This window comes from uncultured Brachyspira sp., from assembly GCF_944393015.1.
In the GTDB taxonomy this organism is placed as follows: domain Bacteria; phylum Spirochaetota; class Brachyspiria; order Brachyspirales; family Brachyspiraceae; genus Brachyspira.
On the sequence record NZ_CALXYQ010000014.1, the window covers coordinates 11,990 to 26,211 of the forward strand.

10 protein-coding genes and 1 tRNA gene are annotated in these 14,222 nt (G+C 27.5%); 8 read left to right on the plus strand and 3 right to left on the minus strand.

The annotated features are described in order from the left end of the window. Position 1: 1 nt before the first annotated feature. Complete coding sequence (nagA, locus tag Q0K19_RS06550; protein ID WP_297246509.1) at positions 2 to 1,966, plus strand: N-acetylglucosamine-6-phosphate deacetylase; 1,965 nt, start codon at positions 2 to 4, stop codon at positions 1,964 to 1,966. Between the two features lie 67 nt (positions 1,967 to 2,033). On the opposite strand, the gene Q0K19_RS06555 is transcribed toward nagA, so the two are convergent. Continuing rightward, positions 2,034 to 5,162 (minus strand): type ISP restriction/modification enzyme, encoded by a 3,129-nt coding sequence (locus Q0K19_RS06555; RefSeq protein WP_297246511.1) that lies wholly within the window; start codon positions 5,160 to 5,162, stop codon positions 2,034 to 2,036. A 163-nt stretch (positions 5,163 to 5,325) separates the two neighbouring features. Between Q0K19_RS06555 and Q0K19_RS06560 the strand changes: the two genes are divergently transcribed. Both Q0K19_RS06560 and Q0K19_RS06565 read left to right on the plus strand, forming a co-directional pair. Beyond that, a tRNA-Ser gene (locus tag Q0K19_RS06560) sits at positions 5,326 to 5,411 on the plus strand. Positions 5,412 to 5,424: 13 nt separating this feature from the next. Continuing rightward, entirely contained in the window at positions 5,425 to 6,132 is a 708-nt protein-coding gene (locus tag Q0K19_RS06565) for a flagellar biosynthetic protein FliO (protein ID WP_297246513.1), read from the plus strand. A gap of 97 nt (positions 6,133 to 6,229) precedes the next feature. Here Q0K19_RS06565 and Q0K19_RS06570 read toward each other — a convergent pair whose 3' ends face one another. Beyond that, positions 6,230 to 6,979 carry a protein kinase gene (locus tag Q0K19_RS06570; protein ID WP_297246515.1) on the minus strand — a complete coding sequence of 250 codons (750 nt, stop codon included), beginning with the start codon at positions 6,977 to 6,979 and terminating at the stop codon, positions 6,230 to 6,232. A 7-nt stretch (positions 6,980 to 6,986) separates the two neighbouring features. After that, entirely contained in the window at positions 6,987 to 7,451 is a 465-nt protein-coding gene (fliS, locus tag Q0K19_RS06575; RefSeq protein ID WP_297246516.1) for a flagellar export chaperone FliS, read from the minus strand. Between the two features lie 153 nt (positions 7,452 to 7,604). Between fliS and Q0K19_RS06580 the strand changes: the two genes are divergently transcribed. From Q0K19_RS06580 to Q0K19_RS06600, 5 genes are all read left to right on the plus strand, one after another. Then, positions 7,605 to 8,426 carry an aldo/keto reductase gene (locus Q0K19_RS06580; RefSeq protein ID WP_297246518.1) on the plus strand — a complete coding sequence of 274 codons (822 nt, stop codon included), beginning with the start codon at positions 7,605 to 7,607 and terminating at the stop codon, positions 8,424 to 8,426. A 495-nt stretch (positions 8,427 to 8,921) separates the two neighbouring features. After that, positions 8,922 to 9,638 carry a 5'-methylthioadenosine/adenosylhomocysteine nucleosidase gene (locus tag Q0K19_RS06585; RefSeq protein ID WP_297246520.1) on the plus strand — a complete coding sequence of 239 codons (717 nt, stop codon included), beginning with the start codon at positions 8,922 to 8,924 and terminating at the stop codon, positions 9,636 to 9,638. A gap of 283 nt (positions 9,639 to 9,921) precedes the next feature. After that, positions 9,922 to 11,670, plus strand: a complete 1,749-nt coding sequence (gene ptsP, locus Q0K19_RS06590; protein ID WP_297246522.1) for a phosphoenolpyruvate--protein phosphotransferase — start codon at positions 9,922 to 9,924, stop codon at positions 11,668 to 11,670. 25 nt (positions 11,671 to 11,695) lie between these two features. After that, positions 11,696 to 13,138, plus strand: a complete 1,443-nt coding sequence (locus tag Q0K19_RS06595; RefSeq protein ID WP_297246523.1) for a hypothetical protein — start codon at positions 11,696 to 11,698, stop codon at positions 13,136 to 13,138. Between the two features lie 186 nt (positions 13,139 to 13,324). Continuing rightward, positions 13,325 to 14,092 (plus strand): DUF4253 domain-containing protein, encoded by a 768-nt coding sequence (locus tag Q0K19_RS06600; RefSeq protein WP_297246525.1) that lies wholly within the window; start codon positions 13,325 to 13,327, stop codon positions 14,090 to 14,092. Positions 14,093 to 14,222: the final 130 nt, after the last annotated feature.

The following is a 14,222-nucleotide window of genomic DNA, read 5'->3' on the forward strand; positions in this document are numbered from 1 at the left end:
CATGAGAATCATTATTACAAATGAAAGCGTTTATGAATGGGCTGCTTATTATACTGTTAAATGTATATTAGACTATTCAGATCAAGACAAGCCCTTTGTGTTATCTTTTCCTTTAAGATATGTCAATAAATCATATTATCAAAAATTATTATCTTTCTACAATGATAATATAGTATCTTTCAAAAATATTCATATAGTTTCATCTGGTGAATATATAGATTCAAATATATCGCAAAAATATTTAGAAGATAATTTTTTAAAATTTATAGATATACCTAAAGAAAATGTACATTTATTTGACAGTAATGTAGCAAATAGAAAAGAAGAAGCTAAAAGAATGGCTAATTTAATAAAAGAATTAGGTAATATAACTTTATTAATAGATAATTTAGCCGAAGATGGAAGTTTCTTACTTAATACTCCAAGTTCATCATTAGAGGGAAGCGTTAGAGATAAAAAGATAAGCGAAATAATAAGAAGCTATGAATCCAAAAAATTCAATATGCCTATAGAAATGTTCCCAAGAGAAGGTTTTACATTAGGATTTGAGGAAGCATTTAATGCAAAATATGTACTTGTTATGGCGAATGGATATGATGTTTCTGATGCTTTGGCTCATTGTGTTGAAGGGGCTATAAGTCAATTCTACCCTACTTCTGTACTTCAAGAACATAAAAAACTTATAATAGTTGCCGATGAAGAATCAAGCAGCGATTTAAAAGTAAAGACTTATAAATATGCTAAGAGTTTGGAAAGTAAAAGTTTACATCCTAAAGAACTTATTAAAGGACTTTATAAATCTTATTATGCTCTTACAAACATTAAAATATTTGACGGTGAAAAGTTTATAGACGGACATTGTATAGTTATAGAAAATAATGTCATAAAAAGCGTAGAAAAAGAAATTGATGTTGATGCTGTTATTACAAGAATAGATTTAGGAGGAAAGATAGTAGCTCCTGGATATATAGACTTGCAGGTTAATGGTATAGGAGGATATGATATCAATGCTGATCCTTCTGTAGCAACATTAAAAAATATGAATGAAGTTTGCCAAAGATACGGCTGTACTTCGTATTTACCTACTGTAATTACAAACGGCGATGACTATATGTTAAAAATCATAGACTTGTTTAACAGTATAGAAGATTTATCAGTAATAGGCGTATTAGGAATACATTTTGAAGGCCCTTATATATCACATGAAAAAAGAGGTATTCATAATGATAAATTTATAAGAGAACCTAATATGGAAATGATAGATAAAATCAATGCATCAAAATGTGTAATGGTAACAGTAGCACCTGAAATGGTTGACGGTGAAGTTATAGAAGAATTCGCTATGGCAGGAAAGGTTGTATCAGTAGGACATACTAACGGCACTTATGCAGAAATAAAAGAAAAAATACCTTACGGCATAACTTTTGCAACTCACTTATTCAATGCTATGCGTCCTTGGGGTTCAAGAGAGCCGGGTGCTGTTGGTGCTGTACTTGAAACAAAAGACATGTATGCAGGTTTAATATGTGACGGTGTACATTGTGATTTTGCTTCAGTAGAACTTGCATACAAATTAAAAACAGGTCATATATGTATAGTAACTGATGCTATAGCTCCTGCTGCTGCTCCGGAAATAAAAGAATATATTTGGGCCGGTAAAAAAATACATAGAGATGGAAACAGACTTATAGATGATAACGGTACTTTAGGAGGTTCATCTATAACTATGAGTCAGTCTGTAAGAAATGTGGTTAATGAAGTTGGTGCTACAGTAGAAGAGGCTTTAAAAATGGCTTCACTCTACCCTGCTCAGGTTATGGGCATAGATGATAAATACGGCAGAATCAAAGAAGGTTATATTGCTGATTTAGTTATATTAGATGAAAAGTTAGTAGTAAAAGGCGTTGTATTCAAAGGAAATTACAAAGAATACGATTATGACCATGAATGGGTAACTCATGCTTAAACTATAAAGTTTCAATGCATTAAATAAATAAGGCTTTGCTTAATTTTTTAAGTAAAGCCTTTTTTATTTACAAAAAATTAATACCTGAAATTTCATTTTCTAAATTCAATGATTTATCTAAAATCTGTATAATCTTCTGAAAATAAGAGTAATCAATATCTTCACCCTTATGAGATTTTAAATATTTATCTAATACCTGATATCCTCCGATTTTATAGAGCCAAACTTCTTTTGATACATTATCAAAATATAGACTTTTATTAATAAATAATCTTTTTTCTTTTTCATTATAAATAGGCTTTTCTATTTTGTTATTCTTATCATCTTTATATAATCCCTCACCCACATCATTATTTAAATTATTATCTTTCATTAGATGAAGATTGTATAATTGAGTACCTAACTCACTTAATTTTATAAATATATCTTTGGAATCAGTAAAAGGAATTTTAGGGAAATCAATTTTTAGAAAGCCTATATATTTAGTTCTGTAAGTTTTATGAAACAGCACAGCATAAATATATCCTAATACATCTTCAGGCGAGAAATGGGAGCTATATTTTTTATCAATGAAATTTCTAAAATTAACAGTAAAATTTTCTATCTTGTCTGAATTTTCAAATGGATTTTCTTCATACTGCTCAAATAAATCTCCAACATTATAATTTTCAGCCTGAATAGCTTTTTTAGCACTAGGGGTATTGTATAAATATAGAGGAAAAATATAACTTCCAGAACCTACAAGATGTAAATCAATTAAATTATTAGAAATAAAAATATTTGATATTTCTTTTAATTTTGTACCTCTATCACATATGACTCCTATATTATTATCATCTTTTAAAAAATGTTCCATAATATCTTTTCTTGCCCTTTCTATTTTATCCGTATCATAATAAACAAACCTTTTATCAAAAGGACGATAATTAATAATTTCTACAAAAGAACTATCAAATTCATTATAATAATTTTTAACTTGTTCTTTCAATTTATCTTCACTCAAACCTATTAACACAGAATCTTTTGATGTTACTATACCAACATTATAAATTCTAAAAATATCTTTTATACTATAAAATTTATCATATTCTTCTCGTAAATTTTCATCTTGTTTTACAAATAAAAAGAAAGGCTCTTTATAATTTAATTCTTTCCATTCTATACTTTTGATGTTCTTATCAAGAAGAAAATCATATTTATATTCTCTTTTACCATACAAATCATAATAGTATACATTAGCATAATCACCGCCATATTTATAATATGAAGGATTTAATTTTCTATCTTCAAGTTTTTTATCTTTTATTTTTTGACTATGCTTTACAAATATATTTATGCTCACGCCCTGCATTATGTCAAATACATTTTCATCTTTGCTGCCGTCTGGACATACTTCTTTTTTTCTTGTATCTCCATGCAAATTTACAATATATATTTCATCAAAACTTTTTAATAAACTGTAACGCATACCTCTAAAAGTAGGATTATCCAAAAATGAATTATTGGAAATAAAACCAAATATTCCTCCGCCATTTTGATTATCTATTTTCTGCTGTGCAAACCTTATAAACTTCACATAATCATCAAGAAGCCATTTAGGATTTTTTTCTTTTTCTATTTTGCCGTTTCTTGTTATAGCTAAAGGCTTTTCTTCTAAACCGTCTTTATATTCTTTTCTTACTTCTTCCTCAAATATGCCTTTATTGGCACTTGCTCCGCTATATGGCGGATTGCCTGTTATTATGAGAATCTCTTTTTCTTTTGTTTTCTGTGCGAGATTCATCTCTTCATTAAGTTCTTCAAATATATTATTTTTTTCTTTGCCTTCATCTAAATGTATATTTTCTAAAGTGTTGGTTAAAAATATATTTAATCTTTCATCATCTTGTAAACTATAATCAAATTCTTCTTTAAGTGTTTGAGATATTTTAAGATGTGCTATTGTATATGGGGCTATCATAAACTCAAAGCCGTAAAATTTATTAATTAATTCTTTAGGGTTATATTTAACAGAGTTTTTTTGATAATAAGATAAAGCCTTTCTAAAAGAATCAAGTAAAAATGTACCTGTGCCTGTAGCAAAATCTAAAAGAGTTATATTAGTTTCTTTTTCTAATGCATCGCCTAAACCTTTATTTTTATGAAAATAATCTTTTAAAACTATATCTATAGAATCAATAATAAAATTAACCACACTTTGAGGAGTATAATAAACGCCTCTTAATTCTCTAAGCTCTGGATTATATTTATACAAAAAAGTTTCATAAAAATGCATATAAGGGTCTTTCTGCACTGCTGTATTATCATATTTATTTAATTCTTCTACAATAGAAACAATATTTATATGATTTGTAATATTTATTATTTCATTCAAAAGCCATTCTATAGTTTTTAAATCATTAGTATTTAATTCTTCCAAATCTTGAAGAAATTTACTCATTGCTCTTATTAATGGAAAAGATTTCGGTATAAACTTAGTTACATTATATAAATCTATTTTTTCATTTGTATTAAGTCTGGCTAAGAATAAACTATAAGTAAGAGTCTGGGCAAAGTTATCGCAAAAGTCGGCAAAATCTATATGCGAATAAATTGTAGTTTTAAATATATGATATAAACGTTCTATCTGATTATTATTTTCAAGTTCATATAAATCATCTCTCAATATTCTAGTACGCATAGCTAAAGCATCAGCAAACTCTAAAGCTGTATTTATAGGTTTAGGCTCTCTTGAGAAAAATATTTTAAATATATCTAAAAGTTTTGTGCCTGCATCATCTAGTTTAATTTTTTTATAATTTTTAATCTCGCTTAATTCGCATATTATCACTTCATCAATAATATTACAATTTTCATCAATTAATATAAATCTCAAATAATCTGTAAGTATAATATTATCACTTAAAAGTAAATATTTTTTTATCTGATCACTTTTAATAATTTCATCAAGATTAGCATTCACTCTTTTATTTTCTATATACCCCAAAACAAGAGAATCAATAGTGATTAAAAAATCAGGTGCTCCTCTACCCTCTTTATCATTATTAGGTTCATGCTTTATATTTACTTTACTAAAATTAAGATTATTTTTTACATTATTTAATAAAATTTCTAAAGCACCCCTGTAAGTATGCTCTTTATCTTCAGTGGTAATATCTTTTATACTTTCTAAATATGCAGATAATTCTTTAATCATAATGCCACCCCTTAATTTTATATTATAATAAAAAATATAGCATTTGTCAAAATTACATACATTATATTATTTAATAAAAAAAGCACTTTAATCAAATATAAACTTGACTAAAAATCCTATATATGTTATCATAATACAACTATTGATAAAAATATATAGTTATGGAGAGATGCCCGAGAGGCCGAAGGGAGCAGTTTGCTAAACTGTCGTAGGCAACCCCTACCGCGGGTTCGAATCCCGCTCTCTCCGCATCGGTTTATATATGATTAAAAAAATTTCTGTCATATTCTTAATTATTTTCAGCATAGCTCTTACTCAAGAAAATACAAATGATACTAATCTAAATAATACTAACAATGCAGCTGCAGTAACAGAAGAAAATACAAATAATGCACCAGAAACTAATTTTTTTAATGCCCCTATAGATAATACAAATGATGCAAATGAACCTGCTATACTGCAAGATATTAGAAATATTCAGGACAGAGCCGAAGTAAGTAATGGCTGGATGTTTATAAGAGCTATAATTGGTTTTATAGTTACTTTGGTTGGTATATATCTTGTATTTATATATTTGAAAAATAAGTCAAAAAAAGTATCAGGATCAAGCGATATCATTAAAGTGCTTGCCACTACTCCTGTAGCTACAAACAGATATATATCTATAATAGAGATTGTTGAAGATATGTATTTAGTTTCTATTTCAGATCATAATATTAATTTATTATCGAAGATTGAAGATAAAGAAACTAAAGATCAAATAAAAATGATGTATATCAACTCTAAAAACAATACTATAGATGACAGTTTTAAAAATATTTTTAATCAAACATTATCAGTATTCAAACAGCCTAAAATGAAAGAAAAAGATCCTTTACAAACAACTTCAGAAATTAGAGAAAGACTCCATGATTTGAATGCTGAAAATCCTACAATAAATAATAACAATGATGATAATCAAAATAAGTAAGTAAAAAGTAAGTAAATAATAAAAAAATGCAATAAAAAAAGGATAGCCAATTAAATAGCTTATCCTTTTTATTTTATATTAATTAATTATTATATTATTAATATACCATTCTTTTATTAGTTTGATTATAATTTATCAATGTATATGAATGAAGTCTTCCATCGCTTCCTTTATATACATTCATATTAAGAGGATCAACTTCCCATATTCTGTCTACAACAAAATTATAATAGTAGTTTCCAGCCTCAGCTCTCAAAGTTATAACCCATAAATTATTAGAATAAGTCATAGGATATCTCAAACTATCAAAACCCAATTTATCAGAAGTAAACATAACTTCTTTAGCCGTATCATTGCTGTAGAAGAATGTAACTGTACCGTCAGAATTATAAATAGGATTTTTTTCATAGAATCCTATATCATTAGTTAAAACAAAATAGCTTACAACCTGATTATTATTATCATATTCAATATTAGCATTTACAGGGTCATTAATCCAAACACCATTCACTCTGTATCTATATGTATATTTTCCAGCTTTAAGCGGATGCTGCCAAAGATAATAATAAACTCCATAAGAACTTTTTATAAGAGGTATGCTGTCCTCCCAATTATTGAAATCGCCGGATACTTCTACAGAATCATAGTTCTCAGCAAAAGTAAATAATACTCCGTCATTTACTATTCTAGGAGCCATAACATCTTGTATATTATAATATTTTAAAATTTCCAATCTATTCATTCTAGCTTCATACTGTTCTATAGTTTCAGTATCTTTCTCTCCGCATGACAAAAGAACTATGCTAAAAATAATAAATAATATTGTTGATTTATATACTTTTTTCATTGTTTACTCAACCTGTTATATTTAATTTACTATCACTATTTGATGAAGAATTATCTTTGTTATTATTGGATGATGCTTTGCTTTCACTATTAGCCTTAGCCATTTGCTCTTCAACACCTTCCCAAGCTGTTTTAAGCTCTTTAAGATATCTTATAACTTCTAACAAAGGCGGCTTAGTTTTAGATATATTACCCTCTGTGAGTTTTTGATTCATATATGTATATATAGAAGCAAGTCTATGTGCTATATCTCCAGCCTCATAATTAAGAGAAGATAAAAGCTCATATATGATTTCCTGTGCTTTTAGTATATTATTATGTGCCTCTTCAGTACCATGTTTTTTATCCATAGCAGCACAGGCAGTTTCCAAAAACTTAATAGCTCCGTCATAAAGCATAACTATAAGTCTGTTTTGTGAAGCGGTACTCGCATCGACTTTTTTATATTTTTCATATCCGTTATTACTTGACAATTGAATCCCCCCATTTGTATTATTATGTTAATTACTAAATATTATCGGAAAATCATAAAAAGCATAAAACATTTTTTAAGATAATAAAAATATAGCTGTAATATTATCTATTATATCATATAATAAAATTAATACCATAATAAGGAATAATTTATGATTAATGTAAAATTTAATAACGGCATAGAAATGCCTATATTAGGGCTTGGACTATATAAAATAACAGATAAAAAAGAAGTAGAAAATGCTGTGAAATGGGCTATAGAAGCAGGATACAGAAAATTTGATACAGCTCAATTTTATGATAATGAAAAAGAATTAGGAGAAGCTATAAGAAAAACAGCAGTAAAAAGAGAAGAATTATTTATAACCACTAAAATATGGAATACAAAACAGGGTTACAACTCTACAAGAAAATCATTTGAAGAAAGTTTGGAAAAACTTAATATGGATTATGTAGATTTAGTTCTTATTCATTGGCCTGGTCAGAAAAAAGAAAGATATTTAGATACATACAGAGCATTAGAAAATATATGTCAGAGTAAAAAAGCTAAGTCTATAGGATTGAGCAATTTTGAAATAAATCATTTAAAAGATATATTTGCCCATTGTAATATAGCACCAGTAATAAATCAAATAGAAAGACATCCTAATTTACAGAGAAATGAATTGATAGAATTTTGTAAAAGTCATAATATAATAGCAGAAGCATGGTCTCCATTGGCAAGAGGAAAACTATTTAATGATAAAACTATAATTGATATAGCAAATAAATATAACAAAACTCCGGCACAAATAATATTAAGGTGGAATATAGAAAATAATATATCTGTTATACCTAAATCAGTAACTAAAGAAAGAATAGAAGAAAATATAAATGTATTTAACTTTAAATTAGATAAAAATGATATAGAAAAAATAAATTCATTAGAAAATGGATTCAGAGTGGGGCCTGATCCTTTAACTTTTGATTTTTAACATATTTTTACTATAAATAAATATATTAATCATTATACTAAAAATTTTTAAGTTTATCAATTTTTTTATTCAACTTTTTCCCGCCGCAAAAAGTTGCTGCCACAGGCACGCTTCGCGAAAGTGCAAGTATAAAATTAGTATTAAACCATACTAAAATTGTATTACATGTAAAATAATTTATTAAATTTAAGCCAAATATAGCCTTTCGCGAAGCGTATCCAAGTTTATCAAGGATATAAGCTTCTAGCCGTAGGCGGGCTCCGCCTGTGGCAACAAAAGAAGTGGGCTCTTACTATCACCGTAGGTGGACTTCTTCCGGGTCGTTTAGCGGTGTGCAAAGCCCAAGATATAAAAACAAAAATATAATTTTGTTTTTTACAAAATATCATTGTTTATATATACTAATTAGTATGTAATAAAATTATAATAAAAAAGTTTATTAAAATGTTTTTTTAATGTATAATTCACAAATCATTATTATTTGGAGGATATTTTATGTCTGATACAAGAAGAATTGCTATAATAGGTGCTATGGATTCAGAAATTACCAATTTTAAAGGTATGATTGAAAATATAGAAGAAATTGAAATAGCTAATATCACTTACTATAAAGGCACATTATGCGGAAAAAATATAGTATTATTGAAATCAGGAATAGGTAAAGTTAATGCTGCTATTGCTACAACTATAGCTATAGAAAGATTTAATGTTGAAAAAATAATATTCACAGGTGTTGCAGGTTCAGGCAATCCTGATTATGATATATCTGATATAGTTATATCAAAAGATTTAATAGAACATGACTTCGATACAAGTGCCTTAGACGGAGATGAACTTACTGTATTAGTTAAAGGCTATGATAAAAATTACTATCCTGCTGATGCTTCTTTAATAGAATTAGCAAAAGAATCTGCCCAAAAAGTGATAAAAGAAAATAAAGTATATATTGATACAATAGCTACAGGCGATCAGTTTGTTGGTGATAATAATAAAGTTAAGCAAATTCATAATAAATTCAAAGCTGGAGCTATAGAGATGGAAGGTGCTGCTGTTGCCCATGCCGCTTTAATGTATAAAGTACCTTTTGTAGTTATAAGATCATTATCTGACAAAGCAGACAGTGATGCTGTAGTGGATTTCCCTAAATTTGTTGTAAAATCTGCCCAAAACTCAATGAAAATAGTAGTTGAAATGTTAGAAAACATGAAATAAATAAAATATAAAAAGAGAACTGAACCCATTAACTCAATTTATTAAGTTAAGCCTTTAGGTGAACCAAATAGGCACGTTTATAGGTTGGCAAGCATAGCAATAATAAAAATAAAACAGCTGATAACTTTATGTTGTCAGCTATTTTTTTATAAACTTTATACCTATAAACAATATAAGCTTTTCATATTGAAAAATAATATTATTTACAATTAATTTACTATTGAAAATATTTTGCATTTATAATATAATCTTTACTATTAATTAACATAATATCGGAGAATACATGCCGGATAAAAGAACGATATTAAATGGAAATGGGGTTGGAGATGATGTAGCTATAGGAAATTCATTTTTTTATACGCCATCTTTAAGTACGCCTATATATAAAATAGAAGAATCTGATATAGAAGAAGAGTATAAACGATTTGATGAAGCTGTAAAGAAATCTATAAATGAAATAGAATTATTACAAAATCATGTGGATAATAATATCAAAAATATTCTCCATACTCATATATTAATGCTTCAAGACAGAGTAATAACTAAACAGGTAAAAGAAGAAGTTAAAGAAAAATTATTCAATATAGAACATATATACGATACAATCATATCAGGATATCTCGATAAATTATCATCTATAAATAATAAAATGCTTTCCGAAAGAAGCGGAGATATTATTGATATAAAATCAAGACTTATAAGAAATTTGATACAGCCTGATTCAGGAGATTATTCACAAGTTCCTAAAGACAGTATCGTAATAGCAAAAACACTAACACCAAGCGATGTTTTAAAATTCAATAATATAGGTGTTTCAGGGTTTATAGTAGAAAGCGGAGGTTATACTTCGCATGCTGCAATACTTGCTAAATCTTTCGGCATTACAACTATATTCAACATAGCAGATATATCAAGCAAAATAAAAAATGGAAAAAAAATAATAATAGACTGCAAAAGCAATATAGTTATAATGAATCCTAGTAAAAGAGATGTGGAAAATTATACTGCATTGTCAGAAAATTTAAAAAAATTAAAAGAGAAATCTATATTAGATGCTAAAGAAGCAGCATCAACAAAAGACGGCATAGAAATAAAAGTACATGCTAATATAGATATACCGGAAGAAACAGAAAGTTTATTAAGATTCGGTATAGATTCAATAGGATTATACAGAACAGAATTTTTATATATATTTTCAGATGACGGAATAGCTACTGAACTTCCTAGCGAAGAAATACAATTCCAAGTATATAAAAAAATAGCATCTAAAATAAAAGGAAAAGTAATAATAAGAACTTTGGATATAGGAGGAGATAAAATATCACCCGCTTTAGGATTAGATTTTAAAGAGGATAATCCTTTCTTAGGATGGCGTGCTATAAGATTCTGCCTATCTAATAGAGAATTATTTAAAGATCAGATAAAGGCATTACTTAGAGCTTCTCATTATGGAAATATTGAAATAATGATTCCCATGATAAGCACTTTAGAAGAATTTATTGAAACTAAAAATTTCATAGAATATGTTAAAGATGAATTAAGACATGAAAATAAAGATTTCAATGATTCAATAAAAATAGGTGCTTTAATAGAAACTCCTTCAGCTGCTGCAATTATAGATTTAATAATAAAAGAAGCTGATTTCTTATCTATAGGTTCTAATGATTTAGTTCAGTATATGATGGCATGCGACAGAACAAATGAAAAGCTGATGTATTTATATAATCCAATAGATATATCAGTATTGAGAACTTTAAAAAGAGTTATAAAAATAGCCAATGAAAATAATAAGCCTGTAACATTATGCGGTGAAATGGCTGGAGTTCCGGAATATACTCCTGTACTATTAGGACTTGGAATAAGAGAGCTTTCTATGTCTGTAACATCTGTGGCTAAAGTAAAAAATATTATCAGAAATATAAGCATAGAAGAATGCGAAGAGTTAGTAAATAAAATGCTTGATAAATGCGATAATAATTTTTCAAGATCAATTTTAAGAAGTTTTTTAAAAAAAACATATAAAATTAATTAATAAATGAATGAAGGTAAATTTTAATATGAATAAAAAATTATTAAGTATAATTATGTTAATATCTGCAGTATTGCTTAGTTCATGCAAAGCAGCAGACTCAATAAATGAATATAGAAAATTAAAAGATATAGAAAGTACTGAAGATTATGGACCTTTAGGAGACTTTTTAAAAACTCTTCCTAAAACAGAAGAAGAAAATGCACAATCTCCATATAATGAACTTACAACATTTATTACAGGAAGAAATCAAATATTATCATCAAGCTATAAAGAAGGTTTTGAAACTTTAGCAAGATTTTTATTCACCTACCCTTCAAGTTATTATGAAAGCGAAGCATCATATCTTTTAGGTCAGGCATTAATATATATGGTTGAAAATGATCCTGCATATATAGAAGAATTTTATACTCAATTATTATCAGAAGGTATAGTTGAAGGTGAAGAAAATAATGATGATGCAGTTACAAATTTACAAGCTTCATTAAAAAATATATACAGTCAAATGGGCATCATAGTAAAAGATGGACAATACTCTTTTAACGGATATGTCTTTGACAGAATACTTCAAGATGAAGAAAGTGCTTTTCCTTTAAAAGATTTTGCATACTATTTCAGTATAAGACATAGATTCAGCAATATACAAAATGAAAATGATAAAGCAAAATTCATTACAAATATTACTTATTTAAGAAGATTCTCTGACAGATACAGAACAAGCGTATTACAGGACAGCATATTGCATAATCAATCATATTTCCCTAATACACTGCCTTTTACTTTAACTGCAGCTGAAAATAAAAATTATAAAGATACTATGGAAACTGTACAAAAAAGAATTGATGCTATAAGTGCCGCATTTGAAGAAGAATATTATGTAATAGGAAATGGAATAATAATAAGAGATAGAATACCTGCAATTACTCCGGGTGCTGAAAAACAACTTTATACATTATATAATTATGATTTTGTAACAGTACTTAATAAAACAAATGTATATAATCCTAAAGAGAGAGCAAGGGAGGATTGGGCATTAGTAAAATATGATACTTATTACGGACCTATAGTTGGATGGAGCTATTTAAGATATATGACCAATAATATTCAGAACCTGGAAGATGTATTTGAAAATTATAAAGCAGCTATGAATTCATATAAGAATTATGACTATTTAAAATCATCAGACTTCTTCTCTTATATACTTAATGATCCGCAGACAAACTATTTCACAGATAAATCGGTTTATTTTCTATGGAAAGTTAATAACAAAATAGGAGAATTGGTAAGTTCAAAAAATAATCCTTATTATAAATATGTACTAGACTATCCTAAATATTTTTATTATAATACAAATAATAATGTACTTCAAAGTTCTACTTTATTGTATAATTATTTAGTTAAAATACTTCCTACTAATCCTTATAGATTTGTTATAAGCGGAGACAGTGAAGCGGAATACAGTGTAGATTAATTTATTTATTACTAAATCATACTAAAATCATTTTACATGTAAGATGATTTATTACATTTAAGTTCAAATGTAGCCTTTTTGCTTCTTTGGGGCACCAAAAGAAGTGGGGTGCGGGGCAAAGCCCTGCAAATATTTAAAATTTAAAAAAATAATTTTTGATAAAATATAATTGTTTAAGGTATATATATGAATGAGAATATAAAATTTATAACAGATTTTCTAAAATGCGATTATGAAATACTTGAAGGCGGACTTGAAGATGATACTAAAATAATGGAATGCTACAAGGAACATTTAGAAAAAGGAAAAAAAGAAGGATATACCCCTTTAATAATAATACCTACAGATATACTTACTGAAGCGATTGAAATGTTCTTGGAAGACAATGACTGTGATATTGAAGATTCAAAAAAATTAATAAATGAATATATAGAAAAATCTAAAGAAGTAGACTATAAAGATTATCTGCATCAGAATATTGAAGATATTTATGATGATAAAGAATATATTGAAGAAATAAAAAAATCATTCAATGCCCCTATAGTAGAAGGTTTTGAAGTAATTGATAGTTTTGCTTCTTATTATGATTATACTTTAGATAATCCTGTTACAGTTGATTTAATATTGGCAAAAATTCCTACTACTAATCCTTATGAATTGGCATGTTATATTCCTATGGGCGGCTTCAATGATTGTCCTAATCCTGAAACACAGGCTGCCATTTTCAAGTATTGGTATGAAAAATATAATGCCTATCCTGCTGTAGTAGGTTATGATACTTGGGAGCTTTGGGTAGAAAAACAGCCTCAAACAGAAGAAGAAGCCAGAGAACTTGCTATAGAACATTATTATTTCTGCTTTGACAGAGTAGATCAATCCGGCGAAGATTATGATCATGGAAAATTAGCAGGTACATTATTAAAGTCTGATGTTTGGTATTTCTGGTGGGATTAATCCGTTTTTCTCATTGACTTTTATATTTATTATTATATAATCTTTCTTGATTTTTATTTACTACTATATGGTATACTAAAAATTTTTAAATTTGTCATTTTTTAGTCAACTTTTTCCCGCAGCAAAAAGT